15 protein-coding genes are annotated in these 18,970 nt (G+C 74.4%); 5 read left to right on the top strand and 10 right to left on the bottom strand.

Translation table 11 applies throughout. The features are described from left to right. Positions 1–11: 11 nt before the first annotated feature. Both ABZ321_RS12080 and ABZ321_RS12075 read right to left on the bottom strand, forming a co-directional pair. On the bottom strand, positions 12–1,157 hold the full coding sequence (locus ABZ321_RS12080) for a glycosyltransferase family 1 protein (protein ID WP_344501650.1): 1,146 nt from the start codon (positions 1,155–1,157) through the stop codon (positions 12–14). Between the two features lie 128 nt (positions 1,158–1,285). Continuing rightward, on the bottom strand, positions 1,286–3,298 hold the full coding sequence (locus tag ABZ321_RS12075; RefSeq protein ID WP_354890908.1) for an N-acetylmuramoyl-L-alanine amidase: 2,013 nt from the start codon (positions 3,296–3,298) through the stop codon (positions 1,286–1,288). 71 nt (positions 3,299–3,369) lie between these two features. On the opposite strand from ABZ321_RS12075, the gene ABZ321_RS12070 reads away from it, so the two are divergent. From ABZ321_RS12070 to ABZ321_RS12060, 3 genes are all read left to right on the top strand, one after another. Then, the gene (locus tag ABZ321_RS12070) at positions 3,370–4,110 is read left to right on the top strand and encodes a TIGR03089 family protein (protein WP_344501652.1); all 741 of its coding nucleotides are present in this window, start codon (positions 3,370–3,372) and stop codon (positions 4,108–4,110) included. An 80-nt stretch (positions 4,111–4,190) separates the two neighbouring features. Further along, positions 4,191–4,694 (top strand): winged helix-turn-helix domain-containing protein, encoded by a 504-nt coding sequence (locus ABZ321_RS12065; RefSeq protein WP_354890907.1) that lies wholly within the window; start codon positions 4,191–4,193, stop codon positions 4,692–4,694. After that, the gene (locus ABZ321_RS12060) at positions 4,661–5,260 is read left to right on the top strand and encodes a transposase (protein ID WP_354890906.1); all 600 of its coding nucleotides are present in this window, start codon (positions 4,661–4,663) and stop codon (positions 5,258–5,260) included. The genes ABZ321_RS12065 and ABZ321_RS12060 overlap by 34 nt, the downstream gene beginning before the upstream one ends. Here ABZ321_RS12060 and ABZ321_RS12055 read toward each other — a convergent pair. The 4 genes from ABZ321_RS12055 to ABZ321_RS12040 all read right to left on the bottom strand — a co-directional run bounded on the left by ABZ321_RS12055 (position 5,240) and on the right by ABZ321_RS12040 (position 9,538). Further along, the gene (locus ABZ321_RS12055; protein ID WP_354890905.1) at positions 5,240–7,201 is read right to left on the bottom strand and encodes an acetoacetate--CoA ligase; all 1,962 of its coding nucleotides are present in this window, start codon (positions 7,199–7,201) and stop codon (positions 5,240–5,242) included. The two genes, ABZ321_RS12060 and ABZ321_RS12055, sit on opposite strands and share 21 nt — an antisense overlap. 160 nt (positions 7,202–7,361) lie before the next feature. Then, entirely contained in the window at positions 7,362–8,468 is a 1,107-nt protein-coding gene (locus ABZ321_RS12050) for a hypothetical protein (RefSeq protein WP_354890904.1), read from the bottom strand. Beyond that, a complete protein-coding gene (locus ABZ321_RS12045) occupies positions 8,465–9,010 on the bottom strand; it encodes an RNA polymerase sigma factor (protein WP_354890903.1) in 546 nt (181 codons plus the stop codon). Before ABZ321_RS12045 ends, ABZ321_RS12050 begins: the two co-directional genes overlap by 4 nt. An 18-nt stretch (positions 9,011–9,028) precedes the next feature. Next, entirely contained in the window at positions 9,029–9,538 is a 510-nt protein-coding gene (locus tag ABZ321_RS12040) for an acyl-CoA thioesterase (RefSeq protein ID WP_344501657.1), read from the bottom strand. A gap of 24 nt (positions 9,539–9,562) precedes the next feature. Between ABZ321_RS12040 and ABZ321_RS12035 the strand changes: the two genes are divergently transcribed. Both ABZ321_RS12035 and ABZ321_RS12030 read left to right on the top strand, forming a co-directional pair. Continuing rightward, positions 9,563–12,763, top strand: coding sequence for a hypothetical protein (locus ABZ321_RS12035; protein WP_354890902.1), 3,201 nt, complete (start codon positions 9,563–9,565; stop codon positions 12,761–12,763). Between the two features lie 273 nt (positions 12,764–13,036). After that, on the top strand, positions 13,037–14,632 hold the full coding sequence (locus ABZ321_RS12030) for an ABC-F family ATP-binding cassette domain-containing protein (protein WP_354890901.1): 1,596 nt from the start codon (positions 13,037–13,039) through the stop codon (positions 14,630–14,632). On the opposite strand, the gene ABZ321_RS12025 is transcribed toward ABZ321_RS12030, so the two are convergent. The 4 genes from ABZ321_RS12025 to ABZ321_RS12010 all read right to left on the bottom strand — a co-directional run bounded on the left by ABZ321_RS12025 (position 14,604) and on the right by ABZ321_RS12010 (position 18,874). Beyond that, positions 14,604–15,320 (bottom strand): hypothetical protein, encoded by a 717-nt coding sequence (locus tag ABZ321_RS12025; RefSeq protein ID WP_354890900.1) that lies wholly within the window; start codon positions 15,318–15,320, stop codon positions 14,604–14,606. The genes ABZ321_RS12030 and ABZ321_RS12025 overlap by 29 nt on opposite strands. A gap of 277 nt (positions 15,321–15,597) precedes the next feature. Further along, positions 15,598–17,181, bottom strand: coding sequence for a hypothetical protein (locus ABZ321_RS12020; protein WP_354890899.1), 1,584 nt, complete (start codon positions 17,179–17,181; stop codon positions 15,598–15,600). After that, positions 17,178–18,068, bottom strand: coding sequence for an ABC transporter ATP-binding protein (locus tag ABZ321_RS12015; protein WP_354890898.1), 891 nt, complete (start codon positions 18,066–18,068; stop codon positions 17,178–17,180). Before ABZ321_RS12015 ends, ABZ321_RS12020 begins: the two co-directional genes overlap by 4 nt. Further along, a complete protein-coding gene (locus ABZ321_RS12010; RefSeq protein ID WP_354890897.1) occupies positions 18,065–18,874 on the bottom strand; it encodes a hypothetical protein in 810 nt (269 codons plus the stop codon). The genes ABZ321_RS12015 and ABZ321_RS12010 overlap by 4 nt, the downstream gene beginning before the upstream one ends. Between the last annotated feature and the right edge of the window lie 96 nt (positions 18,875–18,970).

Below are 18,970 nucleotides of genomic sequence, written 5' to 3'. Positions count from 1 at the left end.
ACGCGGGAGGACTAACTGCGCGGATTGGCCGCTCTCGACCAGGCGGCGAGGTGCACCTCGGCGCTCGACTCCCAGGTGAACTCCTTGGCGCGCGCGGCACCGGCCTTGGCGAGCGCGTTGCGGCGCTCGTGGTCGTCGAGCAGCGCGGCGAGGTCGCGGGCGATCTCGTCGGTGCCGGGTCCGGTATAGGCGACAGCGTCTCCGCCGACCTCGGGCAGCGAGAGCCGGGGCGTGGTCAGGACGGGGGCGCCGCAGGCCATGGCCTCCAGGATCGGCAGGCCGAAGCCTTCGCCGAAGGAGGGGTAGGCGGCGACGACGGCGCCGCCGAGGAAGCCCGGCAGGTCCGCGTAGCGCAGGTAGCCGGGGCGCAGCAGGCGCAGGTGGCTGGGCACCTCGCCGAGCGCGCCGTCGATCTCGTCGTCGTGGCCCTGGCCGCCGGCGATGACGAGCGCGGGCGGGTCGGGCCGGTCGCGGACGGCGGAGATCCAGCCGCGGATGAGGCTCGGCACGTTCTTGCGGGGCTCCTTGGCGCCGAGGAACGCGATGTACTCCGTCGTGCCGAGGCCGAGGCGGGCCCGGACGCGGGCCTTCTCGTCGTCGGTGGGCGCGTGGAACGCGTCGGGGTCGACGCCGTGGTAGGCGACGTCGATGCGGGTCGGGTCGGCGTCCAGAAGGCGGATCAGCTCGTCGCGGGTGGCCTTGCTGGGGACGATGACCCGGCCGGCACGGCGCAGTGACGTCTTGATCGCGGAGCGGAAGAAGGTGCGGCGGGACTTGTCGTAGTGCTCCGGCTCGGTGAAGAACGTGGCGTCGTGGACCGTGACGGTGACGGGGCAGCCGGCCCGCAGCGGGCACGTGTAGAAGGGCGAGTGCAGCACCTGGGCGCCGACCTGCTGGGCGAGCATCGGCAGGCCGGTCTGCTCCCAGGCGAGGCGGGCGGGGCGGTGGGCCGCAGCGGCCGGCGCGGCCATGATCCGGGCACCGGACAGTAACCGTCCGTAACGTTCGGCGTCGGTGCGCTGACAGACCACGGCGAGGTCGGCGTCGAGCGCGGCCAGGGCGCCGAGCAGGCCGTCAACGTAGCGCCCGACACCGCCTCGGTCGGCTGGGACACTCGTGGCGTCGACGAGCACACGGGGCGGACGGCCGGGGGTCACTGGGCGTCTCCTTCGAACACGGCATGCCACGCGTAACGAACGTCACGCGATACGTCAGGCAAAGCCTACGCCCGATCCCCCGGTGATCGATGTCCACGACGCGACTCGCGATCGAGGAAACCCAGGATTCAGCTCAACGGCATCGGAATGTCGCCCGGCGCACCCACGTCGTAACCGCCCGCACCGCGGATCTCGTACCGGCCGTCGTGGTACACCGCCGGATCCGCGCGGCCGTCCCCGTCGTACTGCGCGGACACCGGCGTTCCGGAGGCGCCGAACTTCACGGCTGCCTGGCCTTCGATGGTGAACTGCTGGGTGACCGGGTTCCAGGTCGCGGCGTCGACGGTGCCGTTGCCGTCGTAGTCGGCGGGCGCGGCGAGCTGACCGGGCGCGCCGACCTTGAACTCGCGCAGCGCGTAGATCGCCCACAGTCCGGTCGACGGGCGCCAGATGGCCGCCTCGGCGCGGCCGTCGCCGGTGTAGTCGGCCGGCACGGGCACGTCGCCGGGCACCCCGAGCTGCAGCTCGCCGATGCCCTTGATGTACCAGACACCGGTCGCTGGACGGAAAACCGCCAGCTCAGCAGCGCCGTCGCCGTCGAAGTCGGCGGGTGCCGGCACGTCGCCCGGCAGACCCCACTGGACGGTCCTGCGGCCCTCGCCGGTGAGCAGCATGCTCCAGTTGCCGGTCGTCGGCGACCAGGTCGCGACGTCGTCCTTGCCGTCGCCGTTGTAGTCCGCGGCGACCGGGATCTCGTTGGGCCCGCTGGTGAAGATCGGATCGGGGATGCCCTGGAGGCGGACGGTGCCGTCGGTGGGCCGGTACGCGGCCAGCAGCGTCCGCACGATCTCGGGTTTGACCAGGTCGCCGAGGATCGCGCCGGCGCGGTCGCGGATCCAGGGCAGCGCGGCGAGGCCCTTCGCGCCGGGGCACTCGGTCGGGTTGGTCTGCTGGTGCGGGAAGACGCGGGGCACCGTCACGGTCGTGCCGGCCGGGTAGCGCGACGTCGACCCGCCGCCGGTGAGGCTGACGGTGCCGCGCGGATCGATCGCCTGATGCAGTGAAAGTTTCCACGCGGTGTACTGCGCGGCGGCCTCCTGGACCGGCTGCGGCACGCTCGTGTACCGGTAGTCGCCGATCATCGCGATGCCCGCGGTGCCCGTGTTGAACCCGCCGGCCTGGGCGCCGACGACGGGGCGGGACAGCCCGCCGGAGCGGCCCTCCCAGAGCCTGCCGAAGCGGTCGACCAGCACGTTGTAGCCGATGTCGCCCCAGCCGCGGCTGACCGTCTGGTACTGGTAGATCGACCGGAGGATCTTCGGCACCTCCTCCGGGCTGTAGTCGTTGCCGGTGGCGGTGTGGTGCAGTGCGACGGCCTTCACGTAGGTGGCGTACTGCGGGCGCCAGTCCATCAGCTGCTCGTTGGCGCCCCAGGCGGCGCGGCGCAGGATGGCGGGCATGAACGGGCGCAGCCCGACGGGCTGACTCTCCGTGGCCGGGGTGGCGGGGGCCGGCGCGATGTCGCCGGGCGCGTCGGTGGGGTCGATGAGGTCGGCGGCGATGTCGTGCGGCGTCGCCCCGCCGGTCGTGGTCACCGCCAGCTGCACACCGTCCGCCTTGCCGGTCCAGACGAGGTCCGCGCCGCCGCGCTGGCCGGCCTGGGGGGCGTCGGGCGTGACGTCGCGGTCGGCCTCGGCGGTGTCGACGGTCCGCCAGGCGCTCCAGGCGCCGCCGGGGGTGTGGTGCCGGACGGCGACGCTGACATCGCCGATCTTCCCGGTCTCGCGCCAGGTGACGCCGACGGCGCTGAAGGGGGCCACGCCCTCACGGGTGACGGTGAGTGTCCGCGCTTTCACGCCGCGCCGGTACCGCTCGCCGAGGCCCGCCGGCGCGCCGGCCTGCGTGGCGACGCCGTCGGCCGGCTTCTCGAAGCTGCCCAGCGGGATGCGCGTGACGTTGGGGGTGACGCCGGTGGGGCCGGGCTGTTTGGCGACGGGGTTGGCCCACTGGATCGGCGCGGCGAGGTCAGGGGCCGGCGGCAGGAACGGGATGCGCGGGTCGGCGGTGGCACCGCCGGCGCTGAGCAGTGCGATGGCGACGCCGCCCACGGCGACGAGTTCGAGCCGCCGGTATCGTCGCATTGCCCATACCCCCATCGCACACCACCTAGCTAGACCCGATTGGAGATGCTATGGGAGGATTTTCCGGACATATGGGGAATACAGTTCCTTCACTCTTTGCGGCAATTGTCGGAAGGGACCCGTCACTTCCGCTGCTGACGTTCTATGACGACGCCACCGGGGAGCGGGCCGAGCTGTCCGGCGCGACGCTCGGCAACTGGGTCTCCAAGACCGCGAACCTGCTGGTCGACGGCTGTGGGCTGGGCCCCGGCGACACGGCCGGCGTCTGGCTGCCGCCGCACTGGCAGACCGCCGCGGTGCTGCTCGGTGCCTGGTCCGCCGGGGTCACCGTCGCCTACGGCGAGCCGACCGCCGCCGGCATCGACGTCGAGTTCGCGTCGGCGCAGGCGGTCGAGGCGGGCGTGCCGGCGGGCCCGCCGGACCGGTTCGTCCTCGGGCTGGCCCCGATGGGCATGCCGATGCGCACCCCACCGGCCGGCTGGGCCGACTACGTGACCTCGGCCCGCCAGCACGGCGACCACTTCCCCGGCGCCCCCGTCGCCGCGGACACCGGCGCGCTCGTCGAGACCGACGGCTCGCTCGACGGGCACGGCCCGCTCCTGGACCGCGCCCGGGCCCGCGCCGCCGAGCTGGGCATCTCGGGCGGCCGGGTGCTCATCGACGCCGACGCGTACCCGTACCCCCTCGACTGGCTGCTGGCGCCGCTCGCCGCCGGGGCGAGCGTGGTGCTCAGCGTGCGCACCGACCTGTCGAAGCTGCCCGCGCGGGGCACCTCCGAGCAGGTCGACCACACCGTCGGCCCTACTGTCTAGAGACCATTCGGGGTCAGGGTTTGGGTTGCTCCTTCTTTGTGGGTGATCGCTTTGGCCTGTGGCGGCGGTGTGCTGGGGGTATGCGGTACGGCGATGGCGGTGGTCTGAACTCGGCTGCGCGGGAGCGGCGGGAGTTGGTGCGTCGTCGGGCCGGGGAGCTGTTCGCGGAGGGCGTCACGGCGTTGGGCGTGGCTGCCGTGTTGGAGGTCTCGGCGAACAGCGCGTACCGGTGGCGGCGGGCGTGGGCGGCCGGTGGGGTCGAGGCGCTGGCGTCGAAGGGCCCGCCGGGGCCGGACCCGGTGCTGTCCGAGGCGCAGCTGGTCCGGTTACGGCAACAGCTGGAGCTGGGGCCGGCCGCTGCCGGGTACGGCGAGGATCAGCGGTGGACGCTGCAGCGGATCGCGGCGTTGATCGCCACGATGTTCCATCAGCGGGTCAGCATCGCCACGGCGTGGCAGGTGATGCGCCGCCTGGGCTACACCGCCCAGCTGCCGGTGCATCGTGCTGTGGAGCGTGACGAGCAGGCCATCACGCATTGGCGGCGGCGCCGGTGGCCGGCGCTAAAAGGGTCGCGCGCAGGCTGAGAGCCTGGATCTGTTTCGCCGACGAGTGCGGTCAGACGTTGCGGGCGAGGAAGGCCACGACCTGGGCACCGCGCGGGGGCACGCCGGTGGTGTCGGTGACCGCCGCCGGTAACGTCCGGGTCTCAGTGGCGGGTCTGGTCTGCTACCGGCCCGGTGACCGCTCGCGGCTGATCTACCGCACCATGCTGCACCGGGGCCGCAAAGGTGAACCGAAAGGCTTCCGGGAGAACGACTTCGCCCGGATGCTCGACGCCGCTCACCAGCAGCTTCACGGACCGATCATCCTGGTCTGGGACGGTCTCAACGCCCACAGGTCCGCCCGGATGCGCACGCTGATCGCCGCCCGGCCATGGCTGCGCGCCTACCGGTTACCGGGCTACGCCTCCGAGCTCAACCCGACCGAGAAGGTCTGGTCGGCACTGAAACGCAGCCTGGCCAACCTCTCCACCCGGACCGCCACCGCCCTGGAACACACCGTCAAGAACCGCCTCAAACGCATGCAATACCGCCACGGCCTCTTCGACAGCTACCTCACCGCCACCGGCCTATCCCCACCCAAACCCTGACCCCGAAAGGTCTCTAGCCGCCCGGACCGCTTCGAAGTACCGCAGCGACTCCGGGTTCGCCAGGGCGCCCTTCGCGGCGGCCTGATCGACGGGCGTGCCGGTGAGGATCCGCTTCACCGGCACCTCCAGCTTCTTGCCCGACAGCGTCCGCGGCACCGCCTCCACCGCGAACACCTGGTCGGGCACGTGCCGCGGGGACAGGGCCGTGCGCAGCTCCCGCGCGATCGTGGCGCGCAGCGCGTCGTCGAGGGTCACGCCGGGCCGCAGCACGACGAACAGCAGCAGCTCCCCCGCCCCGCCCTCGGGGTCCTCCAGGTGCACGACGACCGAGTCGGTCACGTCGTCGAGGCCCTCGACGACCGAGTAGAACTCGCTGGTGCCGAGCCGGACGCCGCCACGGTTGAGGGTGGCGTCGGAGCGGCCGGTGATCACGCAGGCGCCGCCCTCGTCGATGGTGATCCAGTCGCCGTGCCGCCACACGCCCGGGTACGTGCCGAAGTAGGCGTCGGCGTAGCGGGATCCGTCGGTGTCGCCCCAGAAACCGACCGGCATGCTCGGCATCGGCGCGGTGATGACGAGCTCGCCGAGCTCACCGATGACCGGGGTGCCGTCGGCGGCGTAGGCCTCGACCCGCGCGCCGAGGGCCCGGCAGGCGATCTCGCCCGCGTGGACGGGCAGCAGCGGCACGCCGCCCACGAACGCCGTGCACACGTCGGTGCCGCCGGACGCCGAGGCCAGCAGGACGTCGGCGGAGACCGCGTCGTACACCCACTCGAAACCCTCGGGTGGCAGCGGCGCGCCGGTCGAGCCCACGCCGCGCAGCGCCGACAGGTCGGCCTGCTCCTTCGGGACGAGCCCGGCCTTGCGGCACGACAGCAGGAACGGCGCGGACGTGCCGAAGTACGTGGTGCCGGACTCGGCCGCGACCCGCCACAGCCAGCCGAGGTCGGGGTGCGCGGGGTTGCCGTCGACGAGGACGATCGCGGCGCCGACCGCCGGGCCGGACACCAGGTAGTTCCACATCATCCAGCCGGTGGTGGTGAACCAGAAGAACCGGTCGCCGGGGCCGAGGTCGTGGTGCAGCGCGAGCATCTTGAGGTGCTCGAGGAGGATGCCGCCGTGGCCGTGCACGATCGGCTTCGGCAGGCCCGTGGTGCCGGAGGAGTACAGCACGTAGAGCGGGTGGCTGAACGGTACAGCCGCGAACTCCAACGCGTCGGACGTCTCGTCCCAGACCGGGTCGCCGCCGCGGAGATACGGGAGCTCGATGAACGCCTCGACCGACGGCAGCGCCTCACGGATCGCCGCCACCTCGGCGCTGCGGTCGACGGCCTTGTCGCCGTAGCGGTAGCCATCCACGGCGACGAGCACCTTCGGCTCGATCTGCTGCCACCGGTCGACGACCGAGCGGGTGCCGAACTCGGGCGCGCAGCTGGAGAAGATGGCGCCGAGGCCGGCGGTGGCGAGCATGAGGACGAACGTCTCGGGGATGTTCGGCGCGTACACCGCGACCCGGTCGCCCTGCGTGACGCCGAGCCGCCGCAGCGTCGCCTGCGCCCGGCGGACCTGCTCGCGCAACTGCGCGGCGGTCAGCGTGACCGGCTCGCGGGTCTGCGAGTAGGCGAGCACGACCGGCTCGTCGTCGGCGACGCCGGGCATCCGCAGCACGTGCTCGGCGTAGTTGAGGCGGGCGCCGGGGAACCAGTCGGCGCCGGGCATCCGCGCGTCGGGCAGCGCCGCGGTGGCCGGCTCGTGCGTGATGACCTCGAAGTGCTCCCAGATCGCCTGCCAGAACTCGGCCGGATGGTCGACCGACCACTGCCACAGTTGCCCGTAGTCCTCGAACTCCAGGCCCTGCTCGCTCGACAGCCATCGCAGGAAGGCACCGATACGGGTGCGTTCGCGGACGTCTGCAGGGGGTCGCCACAGCTCCTTCGCCATCCGACCATCTTCCTGCACGCCCGAACGATCGCTCAGTGTGGGCCACCGACATCCGCACCCGGGTTTCCGTGTGGCGGCCGCGGGTAATCGATGCGGGTATGACGCTCTCGTTGCCGCACCACCACCGCCCGCAGTGGGTCGGCCTCGCTCGCCACCGCGCTCAACGCTTCGGTGTGGTGGATGAACCGCTAGCCCCGGGCTTCTCCTGCGTGAGGTCCCGGGTGGCGCCCGGCACCGGCCGCGGCTGTGTGGCAAAGTCCACGAACTCGAAGTTCCCGGCGGTCACCTTCAGGTCCGCGCCCGTCCAGGCGCCGCCGGCGAACCGGCCCGTCGCCGCGTCGACCAGCAGGCAGTCGGCCTTCTGCGCGTCCGCCATGCAGATCACGTCGTACTGCCGGCCGCCGATGCTCGCCGTGGTGGCCTCGACTGCCAGGTCCGCGAGCGCCTGGTAGAGCGCGGCCCGCTGCTGCGCGTCGAGCAGCGGCTCGACGTAGTGGAACACCTCGTGCAGGTACTTGAAGATCATGCCGTCGGCGTTGCGGCCCGGATACGCCTTCGCGGCCCACGCCCGCCACGCCGCCGACAGCTCGTGCGCCTTCGCGGCCCCCCGCGGGAACGCGGCGACGTACTCGGCCTTCATGTTGTCCAGGCCCGGCGCCCCGAGGTGCGCGCGCGCCGTTTCCAGTGCGATCTCGTCATCGGACAGGCTGTGGTCGATGCTCTTGGGCCCGTCGTCGGAGCGACGGATGCGCAGCGCCACGCCGGTCCCAGGGTCCTGCCACACCTCGTGGATGTAGCTGCCCGTGCCGTCGATCAGGTTGTACGTCTTCACGTACAGCACCTGACCGGCCCCGATCGGCAGCGGCCCGCCGCGCTGCTGCCCGGCGATCCTGGTCAGCGCCGCGACCGCGGCGGCGTGGTCACCGCCGGCCTTCCCCGCGACCGGCGGGCGCATCGGCGCCTTCGTGCCGTGCGTGACCGGCAGGTCCACCCCCGCCGGCTGGGTCTGCGCCGGCGCGCTCTGTCCGGGTGTCTGAGCCTGCTCCTGTCGTGGCTGCGTCGTCGGTACCGCGGCCGCGGCGCCGACCACGGCGGCCACCGCCACGGCCGCCCCGGCCGTCGCCAGGATCCAGGTCCTGCGAGGTGCCGTCCGCTCCGGGATTGCGGCGCCGGCCAGCTTCCAGCGCCCCTCGGCCAGGGCGCCCTCGCGGGGCTCGTCGAGGTCGGCGCGGAACTCGCGCACGGCGGCCAGATCGTCAGTGTTCATCGGTCCTCGTCCTCCAACGCCTTGCGCATCTTGATGCGGGCCCGGTGCAGCGCCGACTGGACCGTGCCGACCGGCAGGTCCAGCGCCTCGGCGATCTCCGCGTAGGACAGTTCGGCGACCGCGAACAGCAGCAGGACGTCGCGCTGGCGCCGGGGCAGCTTCGCCAGCACCCGGGCGACCTTCCGCGACCGGCGCTGCGCGTCGGTGCGCTCCTCCGCCCGGGTCGCGTGGCTCTCCTGCACGGGGTCGACCCCCGTCCTCGCGAGGGCGCGGTAGCCGCGCACCTCGTCGCGGCGGTGCCGGTTGAGCACGTTCGTGGCGATGCCGAACAGCCACGGCAGCGGTGGCTGGTCCTGCGCGAAGGTGTGGCGGCGTTCGTACGCGATGAGGAACGTCTGCGCGACGACGTCCTCGGCCAGATCCGGACCGACCCGGCGCGCGCAGTAGCGGTACAGCGTCCGCGCGTGCCGGTCGTAGATGGCCGTGAAGCCGTCCGCGATCAAGAGGTTGCCTTCCGGGTCCACACCCCTTCTTGTCCGCACGCGCCTGTCATGTTCCCGCTACTTCTGTTCTTCCTGGCGGTGCCGCTGGATCGCCTCCCGGCGCGACAGGCGGTGCTCGCGGCGGATCTCGGCCTCGCGCCACCGGCCCTCGTTCTCGGGCGAATCGGGCACGACCGGCGGCACCGCCCGGGGCTTGCCGTCGGCGTCGACCGCGACGAACACCAGATATGCGGTCGCCACCACGACCGGCTCGGCGACCTCGTCCCACCGCTGCGCGACCAGCCGCACGCCGATCTCCATGGACGTCGTCCCGGTCCAGTTGACCTGCGCGTACGCGTGCACGAGGTCCCCGACCCGCAGTGGCTCCAGGAACAGGATCTCGTCGATCGACGCCGTCACCGCCGTGCCGCCCGAGTGCCGCGCCGCCGCCGCGCCCGCCACGTCGTCGACGAACTTCATGATCACACCGCCGTGGACCGTGCCGTAGAGATTGACGTCGACGGCGGTCATGATGCGACTCAGCGTCACCCGCGAATACGCGGTCGGTCGGCCAGTGTGCTCCTGCATTCCCCAGACGGTACGGTGCGAACCATGCGACACGTGGGAAGCCTGATCGCGGGGATGTTGATCGCCCCGATCGCGTGGCTGCTGATCGCCCTCGGCCAGCAGAAATCCACTGAAACGGTGACGAAGTGGGTGGAGCGCGGCGCCTTCGACAGCGTCGACCTCATCGTGCCCGCCGCATACCTCCTGGGCGCCGGCCTGATCCTGGGCCTCATCGCCACACTGCGCATCTCCCCCGTCGGCCCGATCGTCGCCGGCCTGGCGCTGCTCGGCACCTACGTGAGCCTCTTCATCGACCCGCTCGGCGCCCTGGACGGCCTGCCCGCCGACTACAAGCTCGCCGGCCTGACGATCAACCTGCAGCTGCCCATCCTCAACGGCACGACCGCCGTCCTGGGCATGGCCCTGCTGGTCGCCGCCGCGAGCGTCAAACGCTGGCGCGCGTGGCCCTTGACCGCCCCGGTCGTCGCCACCGGCGGCGAACCCCTCGACCCGCACGAGTTCCCCCTGGGCCAGGGCCCGACCGCGGCGCACCCCGGCTCCCGCACCACCGAGTTCCCGTCCGCCGCCGGTGCCACGTCGGTGCTGCCGCCGTATGGCGCGCAGGCCTCCTCCGGTGGCGGCAGCGGCTCTGGTACGCCGAGCTCCGGCGCCACCTCCGTCCTGCCCACCTATGGGGCCGCTCCGGCCGGTTCGCCGGGCCTGCCTTCCGACGCGACGCAGCCCGTGCCGCCGGTGGGCCGCCCCGCCGCCGGCCACCCGCCCGTGTCGCACTTCGCCGCTCCGGTGTCCGGCGCTGGGTCGTACCCGCCTCCGGTGACCTCCGCGCCCCCGGTGTCGTCCGCCCCGCCGTTCTCTGCCCCGCCGTCCTCTGCTCCACCGGCGTCTGCTCCGCCGGCGCTTTCGAAGCCGGCCGCGCCTGGGTTCGGCGCGCAGCCCCCCGCGGCGGGCGGGGCGCCGGCTCCTGGGTTCGCCGCGCAGCCCCCCGCCGGTGGGCACCCCGGCCAGCAGGGCGGCCCGGCCCCGGTCTCGGCGCCCGGCAGCAGCACCGGCCCGTCGTGGCTCACCCCGGACTCGATCGCCGCCCAGCCCTCTTCTCCCCAGCCGTCCTCCGCCCCGCCGGCCGCTGGGCAGCCCTACTCGGCGCCGCCGGCCCCCGCGCACCCCCATTCGGCGCCGCCGGCCCCTGGGCAGCCGTATCCCGCACAGCCCTTCTCGTCCCCGCCGGCCCCTGCACAGCCCCATTCAGCACCGCCAGCCCCTGGGCAGTCGTATCCCGCGCAGCCTTTTTCCGCCCCGCCGGCCCCTGGGCAGCCTCACTCGGCACCCCCGGCCCCTGGGCAGCCTTACGCGGCCCCGCTCGCCGGGCAGCCCCCGCTGACGCAGCCGTCCTCCACCGCAGCGCCGGTCGCGCAGCCGCCGGCCGCCGCTCACGGCGCCGGGACCCCGGGTGGGCAGGCCGCGCCGGCCACCCCGCCCGGCCCGTTCCCGCCGTCGCTCGGTGGCCGGGGTGGACCGCCGGCTCCGGCCGCCCCGCAGGGTTCGCCGCCGCCTGGGCCGTTCCCGCCCGGGGGCGCGCCCGCCCCTGGCTCCGCGACCCAGTTCCGCCCGGCCGCCGGCCAGGGTGCGCAGACGCCGCCGTTCGCTCCGCCGGGCGCGCCCCGTCCTGCCTCGGCACCGCCCGCGCCCCAGTTCGGCCAGCCCGCATCCGCACCGCCGGCGCCGTTCGCACCTCCCACGTCCGGCCCCGCGTCCGCACCGCCCGCACCCGGCCAGGCTTCCGCACCACCGGCCCAGTTCGGCCAGCCGGCCGGCCCCGCGCCCGCGCAGTTCGGGCAGCCCGCATCCGCACCGCCCGCACCGTTCGGGCAGCCTTCCGCCGGTCCCGCAGCCGCACCGCCCGCGCCGTTCGCACCACCGACGGCCGGTCCCGCATCGGCACCGCCCGCACCGTTCGGGCAGTCCCCCGCCGGGCCCGCATCAGCACCGCCCGCGCCATTCGCTCCGCCGGCTTCGGGACCCGCGTCGGCTCCGCCCGCGTCCGGGCCCTCGTCCGCGCCGCAGGCTTCGCCGTTCGGGCAGGCCGGGTCCGGTCCCGCGGCGTCGCCGGCGGCACCGCAGTTCTCCGCACCCGCGTCCGCACCGTCCGCGCCACAGTTCGGGCAGCCCGCGGCCGGGTCCGCATCCGCACCGCAGTTCTCCGGGCCGGCGTCCGCGCCTCCTGCGGCCGGGCCTGCTTCCGCACCGCCTGCGCCGCAGTTCGGGCACACCGCAGCCGGGCCCGCGTCAGCACCGCCGTCGGCCGGTCCCGCCTCAGCGCCACCCGCGACTGGGCCGGCATCCGCACCGCCCGCAGCGCAGTTCGGGCACACCGCCGGTCCCGCGTCGGCACCGCCCGCTGCCGGGCCTGCATCCGCACCGCCCGCGGCCGGGCCTGCCTCCGCGCCGCCCGCGGCCGGGGGCACGCCTTGGGCCGGGGCGCCCGGCGGGTTGGCGGAGGGCGGCGACGAGTTGCCGACCCGGCCGTTGGGCGCGCCTGTCACGCCGCACGAGGGTGGGGGGCCGTTGCGTCCTGCGTCCGAGTCGGTGGCTCCCTCGCCGCAGGTGCCGCAGACCAGGTACGGGCGGCCCAGCGCGAGCGAGCCGGCCACCGAGCCGTTCGGCATCACGCAGCAGACGCCGGCCGCCGGCAGTGGTGAGGCGTTGCCGTCGCGGGCGGCGCGGCCCGACGGCGTGCGGGAGACGTCGATCCTGGCGGGGCCGTCGTTCGACGGGTTCAGCGCCGGGCGGCGGGGCGTCCGCGAGGAGGAGACCGAAGCGCTCCACCCCAACCGCCCGTCCCGGCCGCGGCACGCCGCGCAGAACGAGACTGGTGAGCACCCGACCGTCGGCGGGAGCGTCGACGAGGGCGCGACGACCCGGTTCATGCCGATGCGGGCCACCGACCCCGTCCAGGAGCCGGCGACCGGGACGGACGCGGACCAGGACCAGCAGGCGACGACCCGCATCGGACCCGTCGACCCGGACGTGACCACCAGGCTCGGCGCGCCGAGTGCGGCGGAGCAGGCGGAGCGGCGGGCGGCGTTCGCACGGGGCGAGGCGGAGCGGCGGGCCAACGCGCAGGCCGAGCTCGAGCGGCTCACCGCCGAGCGGGCCGCCGCTTCCGAACACGGCGACGACGAGCCGCCGACGTCTCCGTGGGCCGCACCACCCCGCGACCGCACCTGAGCAGACCGCACCTGAGCAGACCGCATCTGAGCAGACCGCATCTGAGCAGACCGCACCTGAGCAGCAGGCGCACCGAGGGCCGTCACCTTTCGAGGAGGCGGCCCTCGGTCGTAATTCGGTGGCGGTGCCGGGACGAGATGCGCGACGATGCATCCGTGTGATTCGCAGGACGTGCTGACCGCCTGACCTGGACCCCGCGCAGGGGACGGGCCGGGTGACGTTCCCGTCCGCTCACACTCCCGCTGCGAGGCCACCTTGCTACGCGCTGTTTCTTTGTCCAAGCACTACGACGCCGAGCTGCTGTTCGAAGGCGTCGACTTCACCCTGAACGCCGGTGACCGGCTCGGGCTCGTCGGGCCCAACGGCGCTGGGAAGACCACGCTGCTGCGGTTGCTGACCGGGGCCGAGAAGCCGACGAGCGGGCACGTCAGCCTCGCACCGCGGCGCCGCATCGGGTACTTCGCCCAGCAGGTCCCGGATCCGGATATTTCCGTTCTCTCCTTCCTGAGCGACGGCGAAGCCGACCACCTCGCGCGCCGGATGCGGGCGCTCGAGGCACGCATGGCGGACGACGCCACGGTCCTCGAGGAGTACGGGCAGGTCCAAGAGCGCTGGCTGGCCCTGGAAGGCTGGTCGGCACCGCAGCGCCGGGCCGAGGTGCGCGAGCGGCTCGACATCGCACACCTGCCCGACGACCTGCCGGTCGGCGAGGTCAGCGGCGGCGAGCAGGCCCGGCTGATGCTCGCCCGAGTCCTGCTCGCGACGCCTGACGTGCTGATTCTCGACGAGCCGACAAACCACCTCGACGCCGCCGGCACCGCGTGGCTCGGCGGCTTCCTCGCGGCGTTCCGCGGCGCGGTCCTGGTCGTCACGCACGACCGGGCGTTCCTCGACCGCACGGTGACCCGGATCGTCGAGCTCGACGGCATCCACACCACCCCGCAGTGGTACGAGGGCGGCTACACCGACTACCGCGCCGAGAAGACCCGCCGCTGGCAGAAGCTCCTGCTCGACCACGAGGCGCAGGAGAAGTTCCGCCGCCGGCTCGAGGCCGACATCGCGAGCACCAAGGACCAGGCCCGCGGCGTCGAGGAGTCGGTACGGTCGGGGCTCGGGTCCGACAAGATCCGCCGGTACGCGAAGAAGGTCGCCAAGAAGGCCAAGGCCCGCGAACGCCGCCTGACCCGGCAACTCACCTCCGCGCGCTGGATCGCCGAGCCGTCCACCCGCCCACCGCTCACCCTCGCGTTCCCTGTGGCTCCGGAGGCCCCAGAAGCCGCGGAGTCCGTGGTGAGCGCCCGCGGGCTCACGGTCAAGCTCGGCGCGCGGCGCGTCCTGGACGACGTCTCGCTCGACGTCCACGGCCGCGTCCTCGTCACCGGCCCCAACGGCGCCGGCAAGACCACCCTGCTGCGCGCCCTGTCCGGACGGCTCCCCACCGACGCGGGCACGGTCACCACCGCCGCCGACGTCGCCGTCCTCCCCCAGACCCATGACGACCTGCGCCGCGATGACCGCACGGTGCTGGGATTCTTCCGTTCGAGGGTGCCGGTGTACGTCGATGAGGCCGAATCCCTCCTCGATGCCCACCTCTTCGGCCCCGACGAGTGGGACCGCCGCCTGCGCGACCTCAGTGCCGGTGAGCTGCGCCGGCTGCTCCTCGCCGTCATCGTCAACACCGGCGCGCAGGTCCTCTTCCTCGACGAACCCACCAACTTCCTCGACTTCGAGGCCATCGACGTCGTCGAGGAGGCGTTGCGCGCCTACCAGGGCACCCTCGTCATGATCACCCATGACGAGTACTTCGCCCGCAACGTCGGCTTCGACCACCGCTGGCACGTCACCGACGGCCACGTCCGCGCCGCATAGGTGCGGCCGGCCGATCGGATGCCCGCGTGGCCCCGGACCCCGACCAGGTGAAGGAGCGGCGGGGCAGGAACGGCACCGCGGCGACGACCGTGGTGAGGCAGGCGGCGGCGAGCACGGCGGCCAGGCGCTGGTGGGCGCCGGTCCAGTCGGGCCCGTCGACGCTGACGAAGAACGCCGCCGAGCGCGGGGCGAAGGCCAGCGCGGCGAGGGCGACCAGGACGGCGGGTGCCGCGGTGGGGCTGGCCACGCCGCGCGGCGCCAGCCGCCAGGCGAGGACGGCGGCGGCCGGGCCGAGGGCGCCGATCGCCGCCGCCTCCAGGGTCAGCGCCCGCAGCGGAAGAAGGTCACCGGTGCCGTCCTGGGCGCCGGCGAGCGTGACGGCGAGCGCCGCCGCCCACCACGCGGCCAGGACGGCACTGCCGATGGCGGTGCGGATCGCGACCCCGTGCCAGGCGGGAGCCGGCGCGGTGGCGGTGGTGGGCTTGGCGGGGTCGTCGTAGAGGAACGCCAGGCCGACGGCGGCGCAGGCGGTGGCCAGGCGCAGCAGGGCGGCCAGGTTGTCGGCCGTGAGGGTCACCGTCATCGCCGCGGGAACGCTGACGATCGCGAGACCGGCCGCCATCGCACCGAGCACCGGGCTCCAGCGGATCGCCCGGAGGGTCGGCCGGACAAGGGCGGGCCACCTCATGCCGGACCCGCCACGCGCCCCACGACCACACCACCACGGCAAGCCGCCACCGCACCGCCGCAGGAAGCCGCAACCGTGTCACTGCGGGAAGCCGCGACTGCACCGCCGCGGGAAGCCGCAACCGTGTCACTGCGGGAAGCCGCGACTGCACCGCCGCGGGAAGGGGCGACCACATCACCGCGGGAAGTGGCGACCGCGCCGCCGCGGGGAGTGCGGACGATCGGATCGACCCGGCGGCGGTCGGTGGCCGGAGGGCGGCGGCGTGGCCCGGCGGCGGTCAGGCGGTGCATACGGTGCGCTCCTCCTCGGGTTGCTCCGGGGCGATCGGCACGCCCATGAGCGCGGCGAAGCGGTCCGCCGCGGTGGCGGGGTCGGTCAGCTCGGTCCAGTGCGCGGTGACCAGGGCGCCGACCTCGGCTGGGGGCCGCCCCAGGGCGCTGAGGCCGGGCGCGGCGTCGCGGTCGGGGACGACCATGCCCATGAAGGTCGTGTCGTCCACGAAGGCGAGGGCGCCGGAGCTGGCGGCGTCCAGCTTCCGCAGCCCTCGGGCGGTCGCGGGGGTCGCCTGGCCGACGAGCCACACGAGCAGCGCGCCGCGGGCGCCGCAGACCATGCTGGAGGGGGTGAACGCGCTGCCGGTCATGAGGCGGTGCGCGGCGGCGGCGGCGAAGACTGCCTCGGAGGTGTCGTCGCCCCAGCGGGTGCCGACCGGGATCACCGCCGGGGTGCCGGCGGCCTCCGCGGCGCGCTCCCAGGCGGTGTTGCGGCCGGTCTCGTCGGCGGAGCTGCTGGTGGAGCCGCCGGTCGGGTAGCCGTGGGCCCAGACGCGCTGACGGACGGCGAGGGGTGGGCCGGTGACGGCGGGAACGGCGCGGCGGACGCCCTGCAGCACCGCCTCCCAGCCGGGGATCCAGGCCGTGAAGTCGGCGAAGGCGCAGTACGTGACGTCGCCGCGGCGGTGGCAGGCCTGCTGGACGGCGGGATTGTCGGTGGCCGTGACGGCGGCGCGGCGCAGAGCGTCGTCGGTGTGGAACTGGGCGGCGCCGGCAGCGGCCGCGACGAGCGAGACGAGCACCGCGGCCACGGTCACGGGGCGGCCGCGGGCGCCGGAGCGGAACAGGGCGGCGACGGCGACGAGACCGGCGAGGCCCGCCACGTATCCGAGGTGCCGCAGCGACGGCCGGTCGACCAGGTCGGCCGGCAGGGCGAAGGGCAGGTCGCCGAACATGACCGGCTGGAGCAGGCGCAGGGCCGCGTTGCCCCTGGCGGCGGCGACCAGGACGGTGAACGCGGCCACGGCGAAGGCGAACATCGCCAGGGGCGCCACCACGGCGGAGCGGACCAGCCTGGCGAGCAGCACGCCGGTGGCGGCGAGGAGCGCGACGAGGACCGGGATCAGGGCGAGCTCGGCCGGGTCGGGGCGGCCGGCGGCGCCGGGCAGCAGGGCGAGGGCGCCGATCCGCGCGGCGGCCAGCAGGGTGACGCCGGCCGCGTAGGGCAGCGGGGCGAGCAGGAACGCCGCGGTGCGCCACGGGTCCGGCAGGACGAGCACCGAGTAGAGGGCGTCGGTGCGGTGGCGGTGGGCGCGCAGCGCGTTGAGGTTGGCGACGACGAGGGCGCCGCCGCCGAGGATGAACAGCCCCGACAGCTGCAGGCCGACGACCTTGTCGTGGAGCACCGGATAGCGGTCGGTGGAGCCGGTGACGAGGTCGTACACCCACGGGGACACGAACAGCAGCACGGCGACGAGGGTCAGCGGGTGCCGGGCGAAGCGGACCGCCTCGATCCGGGCCAGGGCCAGCATCGCCCGGCGCCACGGCACCCGCACCGCGTCCTCGGCAGGTGCGAGCACGGCCGTCATGACGCACCGCCGACGTCGACGAGCATGAGATAGCCGTCCTCGATCGTGGGTGGGAGCAGCTCGGCACCGGGCGGCGGGTCGCCGACGTGACGGTGCAGGCCGGTGCCGGTGCGCCAGGAGGCGAGGGCGCCGGGCTCGCGGGTGGCGCTGGTCCACACCCGGCCGTCGGCGAGGGCGGCGAGGGCGGCGGGCGTGCCGGAGAAGCGGACGGTGCCACGGTCGATGACGACGACCTCGCGGCACAGGGACATGACGTCCTCGGTCTGGTGCGTCGACAGCAGCACGGCCCGGTCCTCGCCGAGGTCGGCGAAGAGCTCGCGGAAGCGCATCCGCTGCTGCGGGTCGAGCCCGACGGTCGGCTCGTCGAGGATGAGCAGGTCGGGGTCGCCGACGAGGGCGGCGGCGAGCGCGACCCGCTGGCGCATGCCGCCGGACAGCGCCTTGATGCGGGTGCGGCGCTGGTCGTCGAGGCCGACGGCGGCGAGGACCCGGCGGACCTCGGCGTGACGGTCGCCGCGGTGGGTCAGCTCCTTGAGGATCGCGACGTAGTCGACGAACTCGAACGCGGTGAAGCCCGGGTGGAAGCCGGGGTCCTGGGGCAGATACCCGAGGCGGCGCCGCACGGCGAGCCGCCCCGGCCCGGTGAGCGGGTCGTGGCCGAGGACGCGCAGCAAGCCCTCGTCGGGGTCGAGCGCGGTGGCGACGATCCGCAGGAGGGTGGTCTTGCCGGCGCCGTTGGGGCCGAGCAGCCCGGTGACGCCGGTGCCGAGGGTGAGCGTGACGCCGTCGAGGGCGGTCTTGCGCCCATACCGCAGGGTCAGGCCTTCGGCCCGCACGGCGCCGGCGGTGTCGTCGGGGCGGCGTGTTCTGGCCGCGTCGATGCTCATCGGAGCCTCCTGGAGTCGGTGTCGAAGGTCGCCGCCCGCCGGGCGAGGAGCCCGACGGCGAGTGCGACGGCGAGTGCGGTGCCGGCCTGGCCGGCGGCGGTGAAGAGGACGCCCGCCGCGGCGGCGACGAGGCCGCCCCAGCCGACGCCGGCGACGACGGCCGCGGTGACCGTGCCGAGGCGCGGGGCGAGCAGGAGCGTGAGCACCGTCAGCGCGAGCGACGGCAGGAACCAGCCGGCCGCGCCGGGGCCGGCGTCGGGCACCGCCAGGCTCGCGAGGGTGCACAGCACGGTGGTGACGGAGACGACGGCGGCGCAACGCAGCAGGAGCAGCCGGAACGACTGCATCGGCGCGACGAGGGCCACCTCATACGTGGGGTCGATGCCGGGCCCGAACGACACGGCCACGCCGAGCAGCGGCAGCAGCGGCGCGCCGGCGAGGAACACGAGCGGGTCGGCGAGCCGGGCGACCGTGGCCGTCATCGCCAGGGTCAGGGTGATCGCGACGAGCCACGACAGCCGCAGCGCCGGGGTCGCGGCGAGCAGCCTGGCGGTGTGGTCGGGCACGCGCAGCAGCAGCAGGAGCCGCTCGACCGGCCCGGGCACGGGCGCGTCGAGGGAGGCGTCGAGACGGGCCCAGCCGTCGTCGACGAGCCGCGGATCCGCGACGGCGGTGAGCCGCGAGCGGCACGCCGCGCACGCGCCGAGGTGCGCCTCCACCGACCAGAGCAGCGGCCCGGCGAGCCCGCCGCCGGCATACGCCCGCACGTCGGAGTCCTGCAGATGCCAGACATCGGAACGACCCACGCCGCCACCCCCACTCCGCTCCAAAGGCCCGCTCATGCCGTCACCTCCGCTGCGCTCCGGCGCCAGCCTGAGCCAACCTGCCATCCCGATGAGCGG

Source organism: Dactylosporangium sp. NPDC006015 (assembly GCF_040614215.1).
Classification (GTDB): Bacteria; Actinomycetota; Actinomycetes; order Mycobacteriales; family Micromonosporaceae; genus Dactylosporangium; species Dactylosporangium maewongense.
Note: the sequence above shows the minus strand (reverse complement) of the source record. Positions and strands in the feature narration are given on the sequence as shown.